Genomic DNA, 21954 nt, shown 5'->3' on the forward strand with positions numbered 1-21954 from the left:
CACACCCGTTCCCATACCGAACACGGAAGTTAAGCTCTTTTGCGCCGATGGTAGTTGGGGGATTCCCCCTGTGAGAGTAGGACGTCGCTGGGCACAAACAAAAAAAGTCGTTACCGAGTAATCGGTAATGACTTTTTTTTGTTGTTTAGGAAATTATGTTCTAGTGTAAAATTCACTTCGACTTAACCAACAAAGCCTATCAAGATTTAATCAAGGAAATTCCTACCGAAAATACAATCTTTCCTTTGAATTTAGAATCTATTAAATACGCGTCACCTGCAGTTCGTGGATTTATCCAGTATATTACAATGAATTACCTTTTGAATCATGAAAAAAGGAGTGTATTGCATGAGCCATGTGTGTCGATTAAACCTGGAAGGATATGAAGTCCTTCCGCGTTCATCTCTTTTTCCGCCGTTGCCTCTATAGGTTTGACAACAGATACTTCTATAATTTTTCCATCTTTAATGGCAATATCACCTTGAACAATCGAATCTGCTGTAACGATCGTCCCATTTTTTATAATTGTAGAATGCTATAAAAAAGAAACTCATTGAAATGTTTTGGGTGCTATATTAAAATATTGTTTTTTATTTATACAACATATCACATAGGACAAACAGTAGTGCATACCTTACCTAGATGTTAAATAAAAAGGAGAGTGCGTTTCTACTGTGGTGAAATATAAAAATAATTGGATTCCAACAAAAACGCTGGAAGAAATGTCGGGGACAAATTATGACGTCCTTATAGTAGGGAGTGGTCCAGGTGGAGGAGCAACCTTGCAAAGGCTTTGTGAACTCTGGAAAGGTTCCGGCGCAAAAAAAATTGGAATACTTGAAATGGGAGATAAATTATTTCATTCCCATTCTCTAAACATTCCAACCCAGAATGTTAATACTGCAAGAGATCAACTCCTTCCAGACAATTCAACAGTAGTAGGCGAACGTTTACCACAATTCTCCGGTGCCAGAATGGTATATGCACTTGGAGGAAGATCCCTATTTTGGAATGCAGCTACTCCAAGACCCATTCGAGAAGAGCTCAATAAATGGCCGATTCACCCTCGAGAATTAAATGTATATTATCGGATGGCTGAGAAATTGTTGCATGTGACAACGGATTATGCTAAAGGTTCATCGATGCAAAACAATCTTTTAAAAAGGCTTCATGAAGGTGGCATATTCGAAGCCAATGATATGCCAGTTGCATTTGATATGACACCATCCCGACAAGGTGAAGTCCATTCAAATCCTTGGTTTAGTTCAATTAATGCTCTAGCTGCTGCACTGTTTGATCATCCATATGATCTCGCTATAAACGCCTCTGCCTCCCGAGTAATTGTCGAGGATAGTAAAACGGTTGGTGTTGAAGTATTTTCCTTAGATAAGAAAGCTCACATTATTCGGGCAAAAAATGTTGTATTATCTGCGAGTACACTAGAGACTCCGCGTATTTTGCTTAACTCTGGAATTCCGGGACCTGCTATAGGGCGATACTTAACTGGGCATGTATCCATCATTGCCATTGGAACAATAAATCGAAGACAGTTTTCTGATAAACTGGGCAATTTATCTATCTTGAAATTTGAAACAAAGGAGTCGCCATACCAAATTCAAATCTTAGGTCCAGATCAATATTTTTCATATCAGCAATTTGAAGACAAAGAGCTAAAAGATACGATTGGAATCGCATACGCTGCCTTTGGAAGAGTCGAGCCTCGAGCTGAGAACAGAGTGTATATTGATCCATCTGCAAAGGATGAATTCGGTGTACCATTACAACAAGTTCAATATTCATTAAGCAATAAAGATCGTCAAGTAGCAGAACAAGTTAAGCAAGGAATTATTCAGTCTGCTGCAGCGATGGGAGTTACTTTAGATACTTCCACTCTAATTCTTCGTCCACCTGGAAGTGACATGCACGAGGCTTCCACTTGCAGAATGGGTGACGATCCAAATACTTCAGCTACAAATCGCCACGGTCAAATACATGGTGTCCAAGGATTATTCGTCGCCGACAACAGTGTGCTTCCAACTTTAACTGCAGCTGGACCTGTTCTTTCCAATGTAGCTTTAGCCATAAGGCTAGCAGATCATATTGTTCGTCAATCTGGATAATCATTAGAGGTATTCAGCAATTATAATAAAATCAATTACTCCCGGCGTAATTGCATCCAGCTCCCTTCAAAATCTGTGACATCTGCCTAAGTCTTGGTCCACAACAGAAGGTTGGTCACTCAAGTGGCGTTATCAATGAATGCGTTTATTTTAGCCAGAGCTCCCCTATTCAGCGGTTATTATTTGCTGAGTCAGGTTAAATAACTTAATTTTGCCCAGTTCTTAAAATAGAACGGGGCTATGTTTTTATGTGGGTAAAATATAACTTCATTCAGCAAAGTTTTACGATGAGCTTGCGAAGGAGAGAAGTTACAAATAATAACCGAGAAAATAAAAATGTTATACTATGGTTAACAAATCATGGTTAAAGGGAGACACTGTAATGAAAATCAATATGATCATTTTTCTAACATCTTCAAAAGAACAAAAGAAAGTGACAGTTCTGAAATAGTATTGAAAACGTTTGAATCAACTTTTCGCCCTATTAAAGGAGATATTATTGATGACCCCGGTTTCGACTCTAGATTTCATAATGGATATGAGGTTGTAAAAGTTACTATAAATTATGAGACAAATGAATGTTATGTTTCTCTGCATCCACTTGCGATGGAAATAGAGGAAATTAACATCAATGAATATATAGACAAACTTGTAGCAAATAAATGGCGTATTGTTTCAAAAGAAGAATTTATAACTAGCTAAAAAGAAAAATATACCTCATTTTCACTATTTCTGTCATCGGTTGCGATTCTAAAGAGCAGATCGAATCAATGATTATTATTATACTTTTGATGTCCTGTGTAGGTAATTATTTTAATTGATATTATCACCATGGAAAGGTGAAAAAAGGTAAATATTTTGTTAAAATTTTTCTTTTTGATCTAAAGCAGCGGGTAAGTTAACAAGCATATAAATAATAAAGGGACAGTACTTGTTTTTTGTACTGTCCCTTTTATAAGTTCACTTCTTTAAACCAGCAGCAAAGAAGGGTCCATTTAAAGTAATGGTGGATAGGATCCGGGCCATTTCTTGTGGTGTTTCTTTCCTACCACTATTCAACCATTGTTGAATTACCCCTATATGTGCAGACGCAAGATAGGAAGCTAAATATTGTGCAGGAACAAGTAAACTATCCTCTTTAATAAGTGCGTTTGATTCATTCCCAAAAAGTGTTTTCCACATAAAATCTTTTAATCTTGTTTGAAATGATAAATCTCCTTTTGGGCCTAACACAGCTTTCATAAATCCATTATTTTCATTTAAATACTCAAATATTAAAACTGCTAATTGAAATGGTTTTAAATTATTTGGAGAATTAGTTTCGAGTGTAGCAATAACTGCCGGGAAGTTTTGTTTTGCTATTCTGGATATTTCAAGCATTATTTCCTCTTCGCATTTCGTCATTAAGTCATATTTGTCTTGATAATGTGCATAAAATGTACCCCTATTAATTTTGGCTCTCGTTGTTAAGTCTTTTACTGTAATTGCTTCAAACCCTTTTTCTTCGATTAATTCTACTAGTGCTTCTCGGATTGATTCTTTTGTCCGAATGATTCGCAAATCCGTATTATTATTTGGCATGTTACTTCCTCCTTAATTTTTATCCAACAGATTTATAAAAGCTGTTCTGTAACCAACACATTTGCCATTTTTGATTATTGAACATAAGTGGATTCGATACTATGATATTTATAATAAACAACACGTTGTTTATTATTATAACAAAGTTCAGGGAGGCAATAGTATGTTAAAAAACAAACTGTTACTAGTTTCACCCATTATTGCATTAGCAGTTATTTTTATATTTTCACTAACATTATTTCCAACAGTTCAACCTCAACCCAAAAATCTACCTATTGCAATTGTAAATGAAGATGTAGGGGTGGAAATTCCTAATCAACCGAAGATGAATATGGGGCAATCAATTGTTGAAATGATACAGAAAACTTCAGAATCTAAAAAAGGGGAAGACTCGGCTGTTAAGTGGGTAGAAGTAAAAAGTCGTGAGGCAGTGGAAAAGGGTTTAGATGATCAAAAATATTACGCTGCATTAGTTATTCCCGAAGATTTTAGCGTAAAGCAAGCGTCCTTACAGACTCCAACTCCTACTTCACCAGAAGTTCAAATATTTATTAATCAGGGAATGAATATGGCTGCTTCAACGATGGCAGGACAGATCTTAAATGGAGTAGTGGACAACATGAATAATACTGTCCGAGAACAACTGATTAATGGATTTGAAAAGCAAGGAGCACTTTTAACTGTAGAACAGGCTACAAACCTTACTGTTCCAATCGAGAAGAAAGTGACAAATGTAAATGAAGTTGGCAGCAATAGTGCAAACGGAAATGCTCCTGTTTCCTTATTCCAGCCACTATGGATTACAAGTTTAGCTAGTGCAGCGATTCTCTTTACTGCCGTTAGCAAATTGCCAATCAGCACTCGAAAAGAAAGCCTTATGACAAAGGTTAGCCAAATTTTGATGGGTGCTATTGTATCACTAGTAATCGGATTTTCCTTTACATGGATAGCCAAGGGAATGGTAGGGCTGAATATCCCAGATTTCCTTGATACAGCATTATTCTTAACAATTTCTTCATTCAGTTTTGTCCTAATGATTTTAGCTTTCCTTTCGTTAGTTGGGATTAAGGGGATTGGAATCTTTGCCTTATTACTATTCTTTGGGGGGCCTTTACTAGCAATGGCACCCGAAATGATGTCTCCATTTTATAGGGATTGGATTTATTCATGGTTGCCAATGCGCTTTATGATAGAAGGTCTTCGAAATATATTCTTCTTTGGTGAAGGGTTATCTTGGAACACCCCGCTTTCTATACTTGTTTGGATAGGCTTGGTCAGCATGATTGTCATATTTGCTTCTGACTTAAAACGTAATAAAGTGAAGAAAGATATATTGGATTCCGATATAGTTAAATAGTTATTACCTTCATATAAAGTTGAAAAAGTTTAGCCATTTTTAACAAGACCATCATTTTCGATGGTCTATTATTATGTCTAAAACATCAAGAATATTTAGTGAATCAATGAGAAATGTAACAGCGTATATAACAAAGAGTGTGCTAAAAAAGCAACTTTCCGAAAACTGTAAAATAGGAGTAGAATGCTAAAAGAATGAAGCTAGAAAGTGAAATATGTCTAGAAAAATTAAAGAAAGGGTAAAGAATACATAGTTGAAGCAAACAGGAGGTAATTTTTAATGAAGAATCATGTTATTGGTGTATACGAAAATGAACAACAAGCTGCTGAAGTTGTTGAAGATTTAAAAGAGAAAGGCTATACAACGGAGGAAATTTCAGTTATTGCTAAAAATACAAAGAACTATCTGAAATCACACAGGAAGTAAAACAATCCACTAGGGATGGAGCCATTGTTGGTGCTGTAACTGGAGGAGCAATAGGTATAGCAGGCGTGATAGCAGGGTTATCGACGGTATTGATTCCCGGATTTGGCGCTGTATTGGCTGCAGGTCCTATTATTACTACAATTGGAGGAGCAGTCGTAGGGGCCAACTCTGGTGCTGGCGGATTAAAGCATGCTCTTATGGAAATTGGAGTCCCAGATGATGAAGCTGAACGCTATTCTAATGACGCTCAGGATGGTAAAATCCTGGTATTTCTCCATCCCAAAGAGTATAGGTAGTACAGTCACTTTTCATCTAACTGGACAGGAGTTGAACAAGAATATAGATATATAATGCTATAGTAAGAACTAATAGGTGGAATATGAAATTAGAAGAGATAATGGGTAATTGGGTTGATGAAAAAGAATGACTGCTTCCACAATAAACAAGCGTTTGGATTCACACTATCTTTTAGAAGAGTGGGATAAGGGGAATCAGAGGGGGTATTATTCAACTTCCTTATTTAAATAGCGGGTGCTTCAAGATGAACAGGACCATTTCGATGGTCTATTTTTTATCCAAAACAACAAGTAGATGAAAGTTTAGTCTAAGAAGGACTTCAAGGTATTAATATTGAAGTACATACTTAACATATAAAAAAAGTGGGGGAAATAATGAATAAAATTTATATAATATCTGGACCAGCGGGAGTGGGTAAATCTACAACTGCTAAGGGTCTTGCAGAACAGTTTGATCACAGTGCTTATATTGAAGGTGATTTGATAAATCATATGGTTGTCGGCGGATATCTTCCACCTTGGAAAAGCAGAGATTCCCTTTTGTTAGTTTGGGAAAATATAGCTGATTTAACTATCAATTTTGTAAAGGTAAATAAGAATGTAATCATTGATTATGTTGCTTTTCCGGAAGAAGTAGAAAAACTTTCTCAAAAGATTTATGCTGAGGTACAAAACGTAGAAATTATATATGTTATTTTATGGGTAGATAGTGATGAGCTATTAAGAAGAGATGCTTTAAGGATAAAAGAAAATCAGATGGGTGTTAGATGTTTAGAATTAATGAATGAATTTGAAAGTAAAGGAATAGACAAACGCTTTTTCTATAATATAACCTACTTACAGCCAGCGGATTCAGAGGAGATCTTTCTGAATATAAGGGAAAATCCTTCATTCAAATATTGATTTATTCTTCAATAAAGGGGTGTTAGTTAAACAAGACCATTATTTCGTAGGTTGGGAAATTATGCAATACCTCTTAAGAGAGGGAGTAACATTTAAAGAAATCGACTGAATCATGCATGAAACAAAAAAATATTAAGAATATTAAAAGGGATTAATTGTTATGAAAACTTACGCATATGTTTTTATGTCTATTTTAAAAGGAGAAGCCTATGAAAATTGATGTTCGTTTAACAGATAAAAGTGGAGCATATATTATAAAAAACTTATATCCCTTATACCTATATGACCTGTCTGGACATTATGATAGAGTCCCGAATGTTCACGGGATATATGAGGATAGTGACGATTTTCGAACATTAAATGATCAGTATGAAGTTCAAAATATTTGGTGGGAAAAGCCCGAAGTATTATTCCCCTACGTAATTTTAGTAGATGGGATACCAGCAGGGTTTATCCTAATAGCAACGCCACCACATTGTAATAAAGGAATTGACTATTTTGTAAATGAGTTCTTTTTAATTCAATCACTAAGAGGGAAAGGTATTGCTGAAAGAGCAGCAAATATAGTATTTGACCAATATAAAGGGAATTGGGAGTTGTTTACTAACCCATTAGAGAAAAACATTGCTGGACAAAAATTTTGGAGGAGGTCCATATCAAATTACACTAATGGAGTCTACACTGAGATAAACGGGGAAACGTTTGATGGACAAAAGACTATTTTTCGATTTGATAATTCCGGAAAACAATTGATTTCCAAATAGCTCATTCTAATAATGGGTAGTGTTGTTTAAATAGACTATAATCTTCCATAAACGGGCGTGATTGTTGAGGATCAAAAGCCAAACTCCTCGCTAAAAATAAAGAGGAATTTTAGGAGGGTTCATTAAGCAAGCTTTTCACGAAGCTTGGATAGAAGCCGAAGACCGCGCCAATAAGTCCGCAGTTCCGTTTTGTGCTGGTTTTCCGCTCACAGGGGAATCAAGAGTTTTTATGACATTTGGGGGTACTATTTTAAATGTGTTAACGCTTGTTCATGAATTGGGTCATGCTTTTCATAATCATGCTATGAAGTCTGTTAATGGGCTGCATAAACGTTATCCCATGAGCATTGCAGAAACTGCTTCAACCTTTTCAGAAATGATTATTTTTGATGCCGCTATGAAAAAGGCAAAGTCAAAACAGGATAAATTGATTATATTGGATGAAAAATTAAAACGTAGTGTCATGAATTTAATGAACATTCATTCGAGATTTTTATTTGAGCGGAGATTTTATGAAGAACGTAAAGAAGGCATTGTATCATCAAGTCGTCTAAATCAGTTAATGAAACATGCAATAGATGAAGCGTATGATGGATCGCTAGAGCAGTCTTCCACTTACTCTTGGGTATGGCACCACATTATTATATTACGCAATCTCCTTTTTATAATTTTCCATATACTCTTGGGTATTTATTTGCTTTAAGTATCTTTGCAAAGGCAAAGGAGAAAGGAAAAGAGTTTGAAAAGGATTATCTGAACTTACTTCGTGATTCAGGAAGTATGACCGCTGGAACAAAGGAGGGGTAAGTGATGAAAGTTAGAAGGGGTACTTTAAAGTGGATTATGTTCATTGGTATAGGAATAGTACTACTAGCGTTGGTAGGATTAAGTATATGGGACTCCACTGAAAGATCCAAGGAAGTTCAACAAATCGAGTTAAAATTGGGTTTTGAGATTAAAGTACTAGATAGACAATCACACGGTACACTGAGGGCAGCAACGAGAACATATCTAGTAAAACCATTAGATGATAAGGAAAACGATATAGAATATCTATTATATTTGAATGAAGAAGACAAGATTGAACAATGGGTTATGGTTAAAAACGGAAAGACAATCAGACCATATAGCACAGAAGACGAATAGTAAATTAAGAAATGTTCAAGCAGGACATCTTTTTCCGGCGCATATTACCAGGATGTCAGAACAAAAAAGATATGTAACTAACGTGGCTTAGTTTTATAAGTATGAACAAGGTGATCATGCAAAGCTTATACAAAGAGAAGATGGATCAAGACACAAACAAAACAGTCAAATAATCGAGTCATTGGAAGAAGAAAAATCATGTATAATGAGAGATGTAAGTTTATGAGTACTTTGTAATAATATTTTTGGGAATGTAAATTTACAATTTAGACGTAGTGAAAGTGGGGATCATAATGGCAACGGGAACACATACAGTTGAAATTCCGGTAGATGTACAAGCAGTTTGGGATTATGTCAGTGATCTTGAAAAGTGGGCAACGACGGTACCAGCCTATAAAGAACATGAAATCATCAATGACAAGCAATCTATTTGGACATTTGAAGGTAACGTGAAAGGTATTAAAAAAACAATACAAGCACAGGTAGATATTACCGAATGGAATGAACCTTCCAATATTACGTTTGAACTAAAAGGGTTAACAGATAATTTTACAGGAAGCGGTCACTTTACTGCAACAGATCTTAATGGAAAAACTAAAATGACTTGTACAGTGGAGGTCCATGCAGGCGGATTATCGGGCGCAATGTTAACACCAATTATTAAATGGGCTGTTCCAAAAGTAGCTTCTCGTTTAACAGAATCTATCGCACGTAAAATTGCAGTATTTTCATAATTTCTATAGATGGGGAGTTGCTTCATTTTGAAAATACCTCCTCTGAAGTAACCAATGAAATGAGAAAGAGTTTTACTAGCAGGTTTATAGTTAACGGAAAAAGAGGCTATTCAAAATGATGAAGTGCACCCCAAAAGTTAGAGTCAAAATCTAACTTTTGGGGTGTTTTATTATGGTTAAATATGCAGATGATTTTAAGGCGATGGTGGTGCGGGAATACCTCGGGGGTACAATTGGATATAGCTGCAAATGGTGTTTGAGATGCAGGCTTCACCACTAAGGTGCTACCGGCTGCCAATGCGCTGGCCAGCTTCGTGGAAATCTGATTGGTAGGGAAATTCCATGGCGTAATCATTCCTGATACACCAATTGGTTCCTTTTGGATATAAGAGTTCCCTCTTTCCTCTGTAAACTCGAAAGTTTTCAATACCTCCGCTACCTGCTTAAAGTGTGCAAGCCCCATTTTATAATGGATTTCCTCGATTTTGTTATTGGAGTGCCTAGCTCTTCGGTCATTATTTTTATTAAATCATCTTTACGATTTTCATATTCTTTTGCAATATCCTCCAGAAGCTTTACCCGGTCATCCACAGCCATTTTAGAAAAGGATGGAAACGCCTCTTTTGCTGCCTGGACAGCCCGATTCACGTCTTCTTTCGTTCTACTGCTAATCTTACCAATGACTTCTTCTGTTGCTGGGTTTTCTACTTCAATTGTATCTGAACCAGTAGAATCAACCCATTCACCATTGATGTATTGTTTTGTATGATTAAGCATTATCAAACTCCTTTATAGATTGACTTATATAAAATGTTGCCTTTTTGAGTATTGGTAAACATATGGAGAATAAGCATATTTAGGACGGTGTCAATTGCCTGGAAAAATAGGGGACTAAACAAGGTAAGCGAAAGTTTCCTAGCTTTTTCTCCATATATTAAAACAATTACTCAGTCAAGAAAAACAGAAGGGTTAATTTCATCACTCGCTCCTTTTCCAGTCAATAGGACTTTGCAATTTCATAGCATTAGTGTCTGTGTTAGAAACATTCATATCGATTAAAATAAATGTGAATTTTGTGGTTTTCATGTTTATTTCTTACATTGGAAAAGTTAGTTTGAAACTTATCTAATTATGATCCGTACATATATTCATTGCATTGTTTAAATGGGGGTTTGATTCATGGTATCTAAATTATCAAATTTGTTCCTCGGTCTCGGATGTCTTTCACCGATTATCGGCATCGCGTCAAGTGGAGAAAGATTTGAGGCGATTTCCTTTTACAATAATGATATAAAACGAACAATTGGAGTAGAGGGGGAATTCACCGATTACGCAGAAAATATTGATTATAATGGGCGGGCGTTTTCCTAGTACACTACAGGAAACATGGGGAAGAATTTATGCTGAGTGGTTTCCATCTTCCAGCTTTGAAGTAACAGAAGGGCCAAAAATCTTGTCTATTAAAAGTGAAGATTTAACTTCATCATCAGTAAAAAGCGAAATTTGGATTCCAGTATCAAAAAAATAAAATATATTGTAGATTAATGAGCTGTTTCGGCAGTTCTTTTTTATTATTTAATTACGGCGCATGTTAGTTAATAAAAACTGTGACTATTTATGGTATTAACGTCTATTGTAAAAAGAGTGATAAGAGAGGAGAGAAAATATGTAAGGGGGATTTATAGTATTGGATAAGAGAAAAGTAGGAAACATTTTAGGTTTTACATCTATTATACCTGTGATAACAAGTGTCATTGTGTTCTATACACAAAGAGGACCAAATGCTGATATTTATTTTATTATCAATATTTTCGTTGCTTTATCAATTTTAGGTATTTTTCTCGCTATATTCTCTTGGTTATTTACTAAACGACTGATTCTTTTTTTTATAGCCTTTATAGGAAATATATTTGTTTTGGCTGCAGCTTTTCTTTTACTATTAGCAATGGGAATTAGCGAACCATAAATTATTATTAGAGGCTGGTGTAATAACTAGAGTAGGATTAATCTCCCATGAGTGCTTCCCTAAGGGAGCGACAGTTTGTGATGCACCGTGGTCGTAGGAGTCAGACTAACGGATGGTCTCTATCGCACCAAGTTCATCGACCTTCCTCTCCCATATTATCCTAGACCCGTTTTTCATATTTTCATACTCTGTGGTGTAGCGCTGATGGCTAACGGGTCAGTTTAGTAAAAGAGTCCAGATTAATCTTTGTTCAGCAATCGGACCAGATTATTGATGAGTGGATTCAGGTTCGGTTTCTGAAATGATTTTTAAGGAGTTTGTGGTAAAAACAGGTAGCCAATGAGTTTTGAAGACGTTGTTAACACTTTTCAAATACAAAGGAAAATACATTTCAAATAACTCTCGTTGCTTTAGAGGACGGAGAATGTTTAGGAACCATATCAATCTTTGAAAACGATTTAAAGATAAGAGGTATGTATAAACCTTTGCTTGCATCTCTATATACTAAACCTGAATATCGTGGTAGAGGTGTAGGGAAAAAGTTAGCCAAAACCATAGATGTAGTCAAAGAAATAGGATTCAATGAACTTTATTTAAGAACAGAAGATGCATCTGACTATTATAGAAATAGAGGCTAATATACACTATCCGACTATTGACGATTATCCTGACGGATACAATAGAGAGTATGAATTAGCTTTTTCAGTTTGCGAAGTAGACTATGAATGGTGGTGGGAAGGTCCTCAAGAATTTGGAAATTGGTATGAGGCTGGGATAGAGGATGGTCACTACGAAGGTTCTGAGGATAGTTACTAGATTGGATATGATGATTCCCAAAAAGGATCTGAGTATAACGAGGAGCCTGACCTTGAGGTAGATGAACCACCTTACGGAAAAGGGTATGTAGAAGGCTATGCAGATGGAAAACGAAAAGTCTGTCTTTCACGAACTAGCGTTTGTGTATTGTAAAATCTTAGAGAATATGGGGGATATAAAATGAATTTTTTTAAAAAAGGTTCTTTATTGTTTGTAGCAATTTCTCTATTTTTTTTATTATCTGGATGCGGGACTGGCGAAGCAGTTGATGAAGCAGATCAATACATATCAACCATTGAACAAATCGATATTCCAGATGATATAAAGGTGATCGGATTGGGTGAGGCAACACATGGAAATATTGAATTTCAAGAGTTGAAAAAAGACGTTTTTGAAGTATTGGTAAAAAATGAAAATGTCCGTGTTTTTGTCTTAGAAGGTGATTTTGGAGGCGGACAGCAAATTAATCAATTCATTTTAAATGGAACTGGTACCGCAGAAGAGGTAGTGAACACCCTTGATTATAGTATTTATAAAACGGAACAAATGATTGATCTTGTTCAATGGATGTATGATTATAACGCGAAGGTGAGCGAAGACAGGAAAGTTTATTTTTATGGAAATGATATGCAACGCTATGACTATAGTAAAAAAGGCATGCTTGACTATTATAAAGTTGTAAGCGCAGATTCATTCAAAAAATATGCATTACAGCTGGAACATGTTTCAAATGAAAAAATGCGTGAGTTAACGACGGAGCAATTGAACGAAATCGATGAAACAATAGAAAACATCATTTTAGACCTGCAAACAAATGAAGTGATTTACGTGGAACAATCGTCTCCTGAAGCCTATCTCTTTGCTTTACAATATGCACAAATCATGAAACAGCGTACACAGTTATTTTTAAACGAAGGAGATTATTCGAAACTTCGTGATCAGTATTTGGCGGATAATTTACAATGGATTGTTGAATTTGAAGCAGAGCGAGGTCACGATAACATATTCATCACCGGACATAATGGGCACATTGAAAAAACGTCAGCATCGTTAGCTGGTTACAAATCGATGGGAAATTATTTAGATGAGTTATATGGTGAAGAATACTTTGCAATTGGTACTGATTTTATCAGCAGCGAGTTTCAGGCGAAAAATGGTGGCTCTGGTGAAAGTCAAATTTATACACTGGAGAATCACAATGATTTAGTTGATGCATTCAGTGAAGTGGAGTCAAATGTTTTCTATGTTGATTTTGAAAAAGTAAGTAAGTCGGATGAGTTATTGGATATCATCTCGAAGGAACAAAAAATGGCGAATATTGGGGATGATTTCCGTTGGTGGTACAAGACTTTAAAGACGTTTTACACGATTGAAATGACACCCAACGAAGCATATGACAGTATTATTATTGTAAAGGTAGCCACACCAACAAATGTTATAGAATAGTGTTAATTAATATTAACACAGCATTAAATAATCGAAGTTTCTTAATCTAATAAGTTTCCAACTTGCTTTTCTTTATTATTATGATCTTCCACAATCGGGCGCTTTAGTTGAACAAACCAACCTAAAAAGTTGGTTCCTTAGCGTACAGGAATTCGACTTTTTTTAGGTTGAATTTCACAATTCATGTTTCTTTAATGCTATTTATGACATCCTGTAATTTGGGAAAAAAGTAAGTGTATGACCCATTTTTACACGTATCTCGGCTGAACCCCTTGTAGAATATAATACGATTCTTCCTCAAACCCGAAAAAAAAATCCCCAAAAATGGGGGCTAAATTTAATAGATTCAAATCATACAATCATTTACTTTTTCTTTATGACATCTTGCAAATGCGGTGGAAGTTCAAAAGTTTCCATGTGCTTAAAATCTTTAAGCTTAATTTCACTTGGAGCTATAGAAAATGTTAGTTGGTCTCTTCCTACTGGGTTATGTGCACCTAAAACTGGAGTGACTTCAAGGGTTACTGAAAACATAAAAGAATTATTAGTTCTTTCCGTATTTAAAATTTTTATTTGATATGGATACACCGAGGGACTTTCGGTAAGATAATCTGAATAGTAATTAGAAACCGCTTCTTGAATATTTGGTAATAGTAGTAAAAAAAGCATGTCCATTACGTGTTCTTCTTTAGAATCTTTAGCAGGCTGATAATAATCTGATTCAGCATAAGTTAATGTTGTTGATATTAGAAATAACAGTAAAAAAGAAGGAGCTATAATAATTTTTTTCATTTTTGCACCTCCTTTTTAATATTTAGTTTGTTCGTAAAAGATTAACTTATCTCAACCAAATATTTCATTTTTATTCTTATTAGACTAACGGGTGCTTTAGTTAAACAAGTGGCTGCCTGTAAGGGTAGCTTTTTCTTATTGAACTAACGAAGCAGCTTATTCAACAAGCAAAGTAAATATTTCGATGAATTTTGGGGATTATAACCTTTGAAGATAACTCGAAGGGGTGTATTCATTGCGAATAATTAGTTTGTTTAGTGCTATTGTAATTATAGTCTTTAATTTCTCAGGTATATTGGTTAATGCAGAAATGGATTTAGATAATGAATATAAAGAAGTTAATAATGAAACTGAAATAGATTATAAATTAATTTATGACGCTTTACTAACTACACTAGACCCATATATCACAGAAGAAATTATTAATTATTATGGTTACCCCAAACAATATGGTTTATATGATGCAAAAATAATAAGTGTAATTAGGGAAACTGAAGGAGGGTTTAGTTTTAAGGTAAAAGTTCAAGTGACTACTTTTGAACATGCTCATAATCCACCTCATGGAAAAGAAACAATTACCTTTGATATAAGTCCTTTTGGAGTTAAAGTTTTTGAATTTAAACATGAGGGCGATGAAGAAGAAAAGAAAATAAAACAATTTTATCAAGAAGTAATATCAGATATAATGCAATCATTTAACCTTAAATCACAGTCCTATTCAATATACACCTATGAGCAATTGTTTTACCAATCAGAAAAACAAATACAATATAAAACACTCACAGACATTGTGGAAAATATAATAGTAAGCATTCTAAATCCGCAGATAAAACCGCCATATAAAAATGTTATAGACCCTGTATCTTTTATTAAAGGAGATAAAGGATACATCCTTTTTAAAACGGCTGATGGTACTAATGTAGTTTACTTTGTAAAGAAAGAAAATAGTAAATGGACGATTATAGACAAGAAATTTAAAAAAGGTAAGGTAATGAAGAAAGAGCTCCTTTGGTATATGTAAATAAAACAATTTCTATTTCCAAATAAAGAGTCACGAATGGAATTTATAGAAGGATTCTTATTGAGCTAACGGGTGCTTTAGTTAAACAAGATCATCATATTGATGTAAATTTTTTATCCTAATCATCTAGTAGATTTCAGAATCCATTGTGAAATGTTACACATAAAATTACTTTTTTGTTCAACGACCGGATGCTTTAGTTCAAAGGAAAATAGATGGAGGTTTACGAATGAGAGGCATATCGTTTGAAATTCCAAATGCTTATGGTAAATATTTGTTAGAGCTTTTAGATGGGATCAATATAAAAGAATGGACTTGGAAAATTGGCTCTGGAGAGTCATATGTGATTCAGAGGGATACATTAGGGAAGCCACTATTTCCAACCCAACCCTTGTTTTCAACTACATGTCTATTAGCTGGAGATGAGCTTCATAAGAATATTTCAGTGGATGATTATTATCTAATATTTGTTGATTTAAAGGCATTTTCTAAAACCTCAAATGTGCGAGATATTACAACTTATCAGGAATTTATTGAAAGTGATTGTCAGTTTGTGCTCCTTATTGTAGATTGCTCATATGTAACCATTTATGCCAAAGACCAAAACACAATTCAGCATTTATTTTTGAAGGCAAAAGCTAATGGTTATGAAAATACTGAGTATATTACAGATGCAAATGATGGAAGAACAACTTTAATTGCTTTTTAAGTTATTAATAACAAACCTGTTCAAACCAGAGTTTATGAAGCTTTTAACTTAAATTAACTGGTACTTTTTTTCAAGATCGAATGCTGAAATATTCAATAATAATAGGCAAGGTTCTATTCTAGTAGAACCTTGCCTATTGCTATTTGAACTCCGCGACACCTATATTTTAAAATACCTTGCTACTTCTTGTAATTCCAATGCCAAATCTGCTAACATTTTTGTTGAAAAGAGAGCTAGCTTCGTGAGAGTGCGGATTTACAACTATATACATTTGATATAAGACTAATAGATAGTTCAGAAAAATATGGAACTTTCTCATTATGAAAACGTATTTCATAATAAAGAGAGCATAGTTTTTAATAGAATAAGAAGGTTTTTCCAATGTACTAATCAACAAAAGAATTGAGGTGTAAGCGTATTGAAAATTTCAATACTTTTATCTGTAATTTTTATTCTTTCATTTTTCTTATTGTTTTGGTTCATTCATCATGAAAATAAAAAAGAGCAAAATAAAGACAATTTACTAATCTTAATAGTCGTTGCCATATTATTTTCAGTAATTATCACATTCGTCATTGCATTTTTTCTTTTCCTTATACTAGGCTCCGCTAATGTTATTGATACAATATTTTCATTACATATAAATACAAATCACCTAATTGTTATCGGCATTTCTTTTCTTATTTATTGGATAACAATTGATAACATTTTTGAAAAGTTTTTCGAATATCTATGGGGTGAAAATATCTATGCCGTTCTATCTGTAGCATTATCAAGGGTAGCATCTTTCTACATAATTGGAATAATAATTAAACTAAATGAAGTCACAAACATGTCCATTTCAATAGGTGTATCACTCATCTTGTTAGCAATTGATGTGCTATATTTTTTCAAGAATAATAAATCATAAGCGTTACTAAATGTTTTACTAACAAGGTAATCTAGTTGAACAAACTGTATGATAAGAAACACTATAAACGACAGGATCGCTAAAGAATGGAATGTTCGTATAAGTGTTAAATGAGGGGGATAGGGTATGATTTCAGAGTTAAAAAAGTTTGAATTCTATAAGTGTAAAAATTTGTTAGATGAGCAAGGACAATTAGAAGCAAAAGCAGTAATTGAAGGAGTAAATCCAGGTCGCGTATTTGTAGATAATATCGATTCCCCTAATTCTGGACTTATTTGGTTAGGTAATAATGATGGATTTATCTTTATTGGAGATGAAAACAATGAAGGGTTCAATAACGAATTAAACAATTTTATTGATAAGATCATCATACCAGAAGCAATAAAAGTTGGATTAAATTGGTTTGAAGGTATTGGTAATCATAGAAAATGGAATACAACAATTAAAAAAGTACTTAAAAGCCGTAAATTAGGAAGTTGGAATCAAAAGGTATATACGTTACAAAAGGATGATTATAAATGCAATTATGAACTTGCCATTGAACGTGGATACAAGGTCGTAAAAATTTGTGAAACTCTTTATGCAAACAATGATGACAAAATAAAAAACATTGAATTTTTACACTCCAAGATTTTAGAGTTTTGGTCTTCGCCGGAAAGGTTCTTTAGTGAGGGTATTGGTTATTGTATAGTTTACAAAAATGAAATTGTAAGTGTTTGTTTTTCAGGTTTTGTCGTTGAAAATGTACACTGTATAGATATTGAAACTTTAGAAGGGCATCAAGGAAAAAGGTTAGCCCAAAAAACAGCTCACTCTTTTGTAAAAGATTGTTTAGATAATAATATTGTTCCGTATTGGGATTGTATGGAATCAAACAAGCCGTCTATTGCAGTTGCAGAAAAAATAGGATTCAGAAATGTATTTAATTATATAGGATATGAGTTTCCGTTTAGTTAATTTTTTGTAGATGAACTAATGGATGCTTTAATTAAAGAACATGAATTGAAATAGATAACTCTTTTTTCTTATTCAACTAACGCAGCAGGTTATTTTAACAAGAAGACCTAACAACTAACCATATATTTTAGCTTCTGTTTAAGAATAATGATGATTTTTGATAACCTTATCGAAATCTTACTAAGTAAAGTGTCATACTTCAAAGGATATAGGAATAATACATTACTAGAATACATGATAAAAACGGGAAGAAATGAGGTGATTGTACGTTAGAACAACTTAGAAAAATTAATTTGAAAACTGCTGTATTTATGGGGATTATTTTTTACTCTTTGACTATCTTAATCCATCTTCTTATTATAATCGGAATTATTCCATTCACATGGGTTAATGGTGGACGGTCTGAATCCTTCGCTACTCAGTTACCAATATCTATAATCAATACTGTTATTTCTATTATTGGAGGAGTTTTTACGCTGTTTGTCAGCAGAAATATACTAAATAAATACCAAAGAGGAATAACCAGTATATGTTGGTTTTTTGTTGTACTTTGGTCAGTTGGATTTATACAACAATTGCTTGGCACACCTTTTGAAAAAATGGTTTGTTCGCTAATATTGATCCTTGGAATCATCTCAAACTTGCGTATGGCGATTGAAAAAAGAGTAACGATTTAAATTAACAAGTTAACGAAAAAGTACACTTAATGAACGGGTGCTTTAGTTAAACAAGACCATCATTTTCGATGGTCTATTTTTTCGTCCAAAGCATCAATTAGATTTCGGCGATCCATTGTGAGATGTTCCATATAAACAAACGGGCAGATTGAACAAGATGAAACCAATTTATTGTTCATTCGTAATTATATTAAATAAATCAGAAAAATCGCGATTCAGTCAATTGAAAAGTAATTACATAAGAATTTGCTATTACAAATATCTAAAGTGGAGGCTTACAAGTGAAACATTCTACGAAAGTAACAGAATGCCCTAAATGTGGTGGAAAAGAATTGGGGAAAGGTAAAAATAGTGGTAGTGGATATGCAGATATGTATCCAAATAATAAGATGAGCTTCGGGTCTGAAGTTGAATACATTATTTGTACGGAATGTGGATTTATTATCGAAAGCTATGTAAAAAAGCCAGAGAAATTTAAGGGAACACTTTAGATGTTCCTCAAGTAACAGGTGTTTTAGTAAATTGGCTTTTATGATAGGGATGGTAATTAAATAAAAACCGAAATAATAGATTCTACTGGAAATAAAACTTACGTCTCTTCTGCACTATAAAGATATTTTAACTAACTGCTCTTTTAATAGATGATTGAGTTATTTTTCCACTCAGTTTCTAATACAGAAGGTTAGTTCAACAAGGGAATAGGGAATAAGGAATAAGGAATAAGGAATAAAAAAAGCAAAACTCAATTGATGAACATTAGTTTGAAGGAGGTAGTAAGTACAGTGGTTATTAAAAATCTTAAAACCAATGAATATTCCGAATTAGAAGGAGAAGCCTACTTAGAATTATTTGATCTCAATATTAAGGTATATATAGACCAAGAGTCAGATATCGAATACGCAGATCTATGTATAACTTACTTCAACAGTTTAAGTGAGGGACTTATAGATGAAATTTGTAAAGCATCTATTAGATACTGTAATGAATTTCTTGATGATATTGGTGAAGATATTAAAGAGTTTTCTAAATCGACAGATGTTTTACCTCTTATTACACCAAACACTTTTTATATTCCGCATCCGAAAAATAAAAATGAACCTGTCATTGATTTGGAGTTAATTTGCAGTTGGGAAGAAGAACATGGTATGGAATGGATCATTCGCGACGGGAAAGTTATGTATGTTGGACCGTATAATGGAGTAAATCCCTACGGAGATTGTGATATCGAAGAAGACTGGAATTATGCTTAATATGATTTTATGCAATAAATATTAAAACACGATTATGTTGTGTTATTAAAGATGCAATTTAATAGGATATTCTGATTCTAAATTACAATACGGATTTTAGAAAAAGGATTTCCTTCTCCTTATATAGAATATTTTAATTTGCAAGATTTTTTAGATGATAAGGAGCTGATTATGTGTGTGGGATTTGTAAGTAGACATGTAGAAAGAGATTTATCATTGCCAAAACATCGTGACAATCTCTTGGAAAGTGCATTAATAGATTTGACCTCAGATTCTAATGTCTTGGCTATTTATCTAGCGGGTTCATTGGCTAGAGGGAATTTTGACAAATACTCCGATATTGATTTACACATTATTGTTACTAATGAAAAAAAAGCAAATTATATTAAAAACAAACGCAATAGAGCAAGACTATGGGGAGATGTATTGTTTTACGAAGACTTTAATCCTTCTTCACCTGTTGTAGTTACCCATTATGATTCCTTTATAAAAGTAGATAGCTGGTATCATTCACCTGAAGAAGTTGTACCTTCAATCTGGTTAAAGGGATATAAGGTTCTTTACGACCCAAATAATATTATTAGCAAGGCCATAAAAGAATCATCATATGAAGTTTACAAACCATCATCAGACGAAGTTGTTTTTTGGAGAGGAAAACTCCTTGCTTTTATACACGAAACGTACCGGGCAGTTATGCGAGAAGAGATCTATTATGCGATGTCTAATTTAGATAGAGTACGTTGGCTAGTTGTTTCTGGTTGGTATATGGAAATGGAACAACATTTAGATAGCCCATATGGTGTTTGGTCAAAAATTGAGGGGAAAAGAAGTAAATTAAATCATTGGCAGTTGTCTCTTTTGGAAAACTGGGATTGTGGTCGAAATACTAATCAAATGATGAAAATGTTGGTAGATATGGTTCCTGAAATTCTTCGACTAAATAAATACCTGAGTAAGCAAGTTAATATCGAAGAAAATGAAGATCATATCAAAAAAATCATCGAAATGGCATATTAATATAAAAGATAGGTGTAAGATAATGTGTTACACCTTATTTGTACACCTATCTGGGTGCTTTACTTCTATAAAGAGTAAAGCCTTTTTTCTTATTGAACTAGAGATGCAGGAAAGTTTGAAAAAGTTTATATCAAATTCAGTGATATGGTCTTTATGAAGAAGTATAGATATTTGCTTATTATATTGGTAGAATATTCTTGTAATTTAATTTTTTATTGAAATTTGTGAGAGGAGAATGTTGAGCTATCTCTTTTTACTTATTGATCTAAAGCAGTAGTGTTGTTAATAAATAATGGTATGAGGGATGTGGATTAATGGTAGTTTATGAACCGCTATATATTTTTTTCTTTTTTATTTTAGTAGGCTTAATTTATATACCAGTATTTTTTTATGTTATTTACAATTATAAATTTAATTGGATTGGGTTACTATTCGTCTTATTATCCCTTTTTAGCTATTTGTTCATAGGTAAATATATGATGGATGCGGGATCTTTTGCAGATGAACATCATTCAACATTATTTGGGATAGGTTTCTTAGAACTAACGCTTTTAACATATCCCTATATTTTTATAGGATTATCCGTTCTATTAGGGAAAAAAGGTTTACGTAATAAGAGTTGATTGTTATTAACCTAACGGCGGCTCCTTCACCAGAACAGGGCTTTTTTAGGAGATAGACTTTATTTCTATTAAACGAAGAGGTAGTTTAGTGAATAAGATAATGAACTTAATAAGGCCAGGTGAAGATTATGGGGTTTCAAAAGTGCGATGAATGCAAATCGCAATTTAAGTGGGGTCAAATTTTTGCATCACTTATGGTGGGTGGTATTAAAGCAATTCATTGTAGAAAATGTGGTACAAAGCATGAAATGGCATTTTCTTCGACCCTGTTATTTATTATTTTAATGTTTCTAACGTTTACAATGCCTGGTATAATGGCTATAAAAAAGAAATTTATGATCCTCTTTCTACCTTTTTAATAACAATATCAATTGTTTTTGCTTTTGTCTTTAATTCTTCCTTATTTATTGAGATATGTTTCCAGTGATGAATAATGTGTTATA

At 33.7% G+C, this 21954-nt stretch carries 26 protein-coding genes, 1 rRNA gene and 2 pseudogenes; 26 read left to right on the forward strand and 3 right to left on the reverse strand.

The annotated features are described in order from the left end of the window. The 3 genes from rrf to BMZ04_RS20575 all read left to right on the forward strand — a co-directional run. Positions 1-93 (forward strand): 5S ribosomal RNA (gene rrf / locus BMZ04_RS20565); the annotation flags it as partial. A gap of 581 nt (positions 94-674) precedes the next feature. Then, positions 675-2120, forward strand: coding sequence for a GMC oxidoreductase (locus BMZ04_RS20570; RefSeq protein WP_093277091.1), 1446 nt, complete (start codon positions 675-677; stop codon positions 2118-2120). Between the two features lie 360 nt (positions 2121-2480). Then, entirely contained in the window at positions 2481-2822 is a 342-nt protein-coding gene (locus BMZ04_RS20575) for a hypothetical protein (protein WP_255368048.1), read from the forward strand. A gap of 258 nt (positions 2823-3080) precedes the next feature. Here the strand turns inward: BMZ04_RS20575 and BMZ04_RS20580 are convergent, their stop codons facing one another. Continuing rightward, positions 3081-3701: a TetR/AcrR family transcriptional regulator gene (locus BMZ04_RS20580; protein WP_093277093.1), complete on the reverse strand. Its 621-nt coding sequence runs from the start codon at positions 3699-3701 to the stop codon at positions 3081-3083. A gap of 163 nt (positions 3702-3864) precedes the next feature. On the opposite strand from BMZ04_RS20580, the gene BMZ04_RS20585 reads away from it, so the two are divergent. From BMZ04_RS20585 to BMZ04_RS20620, 8 genes are all read left to right on the forward strand, one after another. Beyond that, the gene (locus BMZ04_RS20585; RefSeq protein ID WP_093277097.1) at positions 3865-5058 is read left to right on the forward strand and encodes a YhgE/Pip domain-containing protein; all 1194 of its coding nucleotides are present in this window, start codon (positions 3865-3867) and stop codon (positions 5056-5058) included. A gap of 279 nt (positions 5059-5337) precedes the next feature. Then, positions 5338-5484: a general stress protein gene (locus BMZ04_RS20590; RefSeq protein ID WP_093277100.1), complete on the forward strand. Its 147-nt coding sequence runs from the start codon at positions 5338-5340 to the stop codon at positions 5482-5484. A 65-nt stretch (positions 5485-5549) separates the two neighbouring features. Beyond that, positions 5550-5780, forward strand: coding sequence for a hypothetical protein (locus BMZ04_RS20595; protein ID WP_093277103.1), 231 nt, complete (start codon positions 5550-5552; stop codon positions 5778-5780). A 375-nt stretch (positions 5781-6155) separates the two neighbouring features. Next, positions 6156-6683: an AAA family ATPase gene (locus BMZ04_RS20600; RefSeq protein WP_093277106.1), complete on the forward strand. Its 528-nt coding sequence runs from the start codon at positions 6156-6158 to the stop codon at positions 6681-6683. A 209-nt stretch (positions 6684-6892) separates the two neighbouring features. Continuing rightward, a complete protein-coding gene (locus BMZ04_RS20605; protein WP_093277110.1) occupies positions 6893-7447 on the forward strand; it encodes a GNAT family N-acetyltransferase in 555 nt (184 codons plus the stop codon). A gap of 148 nt (positions 7448-7595) precedes the next feature. Next, positions 7596-8150, forward strand: coding sequence for a M3 family metallopeptidase (locus BMZ04_RS20610; RefSeq protein WP_255368050.1), 555 nt, complete (start codon positions 7596-7598; stop codon positions 8148-8150). 107 nt (positions 8151-8257) lie between these two features. Beyond that, entirely contained in the window at positions 8258-8593 is a 336-nt protein-coding gene (locus BMZ04_RS20615) for a hypothetical protein (protein ID WP_093277114.1), read from the forward strand. A gap of 293 nt (positions 8594-8886) precedes the next feature. After that, positions 8887-9327, forward strand: coding sequence for a CoxG family protein (locus BMZ04_RS20620; protein WP_093277119.1), 441 nt, complete (start codon positions 8887-8889; stop codon positions 9325-9327). A 238-nt stretch (positions 9328-9565) separates the two neighbouring features. On the opposite strand, the pseudogene BMZ04_RS20625 reads toward BMZ04_RS20620, so the two are convergent. Continuing rightward, positions 9566-10104, reverse strand: a pseudogene (locus BMZ04_RS20625) (aldehyde dehydrogenase family protein); the annotation flags it as partial. A gap of 402 nt (positions 10105-10506) precedes the next feature. On the opposite strand from BMZ04_RS20625, the gene BMZ04_RS20630 reads away from it, so the two are divergent. From BMZ04_RS20630 to BMZ04_RS20655, 6 genes and pseudogenes are all read left to right on the forward strand, one after another. Next, entirely contained in the window at positions 10507-10698 is a 192-nt protein-coding gene (locus tag BMZ04_RS20630; RefSeq protein ID WP_093277124.1) for a hypothetical protein, read from the forward strand. Then, positions 10685-10855, forward strand: a pseudogene (locus BMZ04_RS20635) (GyrI-like domain-containing protein); the annotation flags it as partial. The gene BMZ04_RS20630 and the pseudogene BMZ04_RS20635, both read left to right, overlap by 14 nt. 159 nt (positions 10856-11014) lie before the next feature. After that, the gene (locus BMZ04_RS20640; protein WP_177184531.1) at positions 11015-11293 is read left to right on the forward strand and encodes a hypothetical protein; all 279 of its coding nucleotides are present in this window, start codon (positions 11015-11017) and stop codon (positions 11291-11293) included. A 443-nt stretch (positions 11294-11736) separates the two neighbouring features. After that, entirely contained in the window at positions 11737-11931 is a 195-nt protein-coding gene (locus BMZ04_RS23220; RefSeq protein WP_369802702.1) for a GNAT family N-acetyltransferase, read from the forward strand. Beyond that, the gene (locus BMZ04_RS20650) at positions 11900-12109 is read left to right on the forward strand and encodes a hypothetical protein (protein WP_093277133.1); all 210 of its coding nucleotides are present in this window, start codon (positions 11900-11902) and stop codon (positions 12107-12109) included. Before BMZ04_RS23220 ends, BMZ04_RS20650 begins: the two co-directional genes overlap by 32 nt. 180 nt (positions 12110-12289) lie before the next feature. Continuing rightward, positions 12290-13555: an erythromycin esterase family protein gene (locus tag BMZ04_RS20655; RefSeq protein WP_093277136.1), complete on the forward strand. Its 1266-nt coding sequence runs from the start codon at positions 12290-12292 to the stop codon at positions 13553-13555. Between the two features lie 363 nt (positions 13556-13918). Here the strand turns inward: BMZ04_RS20655 and BMZ04_RS20660 are convergent, their stop codons facing one another. Next, positions 13919-14347 (reverse strand): DUF3888 domain-containing protein, encoded by a 429-nt coding sequence (locus tag BMZ04_RS20660; protein ID WP_093277139.1) that lies wholly within the window; start codon positions 14345-14347, stop codon positions 13919-13921. A gap of 295 nt (positions 14348-14642) precedes the next feature. On the opposite strand from BMZ04_RS20660, the gene BMZ04_RS20665 reads away from it, so the two are divergent. The 9 genes from BMZ04_RS20665 to BMZ04_RS20705 all read left to right on the forward strand — a co-directional run bounded on the left by BMZ04_RS20665 (position 14643) and on the right by BMZ04_RS20705 (position 21511). After that, positions 14643-15368: a DUF3888 domain-containing protein gene (locus BMZ04_RS20665; RefSeq protein WP_177184532.1), complete on the forward strand. Its 726-nt coding sequence runs from the start codon at positions 14643-14645 to the stop codon at positions 15366-15368. Positions 15369-15597: 229 nt separating this feature from the next. Beyond that, positions 15598-16077 (forward strand): DUF2691 family protein, encoded by a 480-nt coding sequence (locus BMZ04_RS20670; protein WP_093277145.1) that lies wholly within the window; start codon positions 15598-15600, stop codon positions 16075-16077. A gap of 418 nt (positions 16078-16495) precedes the next feature. Further along, positions 16496-16987, forward strand: a complete 492-nt coding sequence (locus tag BMZ04_RS20675) for a hypothetical protein (protein WP_093277148.1) — start codon at positions 16496-16498, stop codon at positions 16985-16987. A gap of 126 nt (positions 16988-17113) precedes the next feature. Continuing rightward, positions 17114-17944, forward strand: a complete 831-nt coding sequence (locus BMZ04_RS20680) for a GNAT family N-acetyltransferase (protein WP_093277151.1) — start codon at positions 17114-17116, stop codon at positions 17942-17944. Between the two features lie 293 nt (positions 17945-18237). Next, complete coding sequence (locus BMZ04_RS20685; protein ID WP_093277155.1) at positions 18238-18621, forward strand: hypothetical protein; 384 nt, start codon at positions 18238-18240, stop codon at positions 18619-18621. Between the two features lie 281 nt (positions 18622-18902). Then, positions 18903-19112: a transcription initiation factor TFIIIB gene (locus BMZ04_RS20690; RefSeq protein ID WP_093277158.1), complete on the forward strand. Its 210-nt coding sequence runs from the start codon at positions 18903-18905 to the stop codon at positions 19110-19112. A gap of 258 nt (positions 19113-19370) precedes the next feature. Then, on the forward strand, positions 19371-19871 hold the full coding sequence (locus tag BMZ04_RS20695; RefSeq protein ID WP_255368051.1) for a DUF6985 domain-containing protein: 501 nt from the start codon (positions 19371-19373) through the stop codon (positions 19869-19871). 138 nt (positions 19872-20009) lie between these two features. After that, positions 20010-20888, forward strand: a complete 879-nt coding sequence (locus BMZ04_RS20700) for a nucleotidyltransferase domain-containing protein (protein WP_255368049.1) — start codon at positions 20010-20012, stop codon at positions 20886-20888. Positions 20889-21202: 314 nt separating this feature from the next. Further along, positions 21203-21511 (forward strand): hypothetical protein, encoded by a 309-nt coding sequence (locus BMZ04_RS20705; RefSeq protein WP_093277164.1) that lies wholly within the window; start codon positions 21203-21205, stop codon positions 21509-21511. The last annotated feature ends 443 nt before the right edge of the window (positions 21512-21954 follow it).

The sequence above is a fragment of the Psychrobacillus sp. OK032 genome, assembly GCF_900111345.1.
In the GTDB taxonomy this organism is placed as follows: Bacteria; Bacillota; Bacilli; order Bacillales_A; family Planococcaceae; genus Psychrobacillus.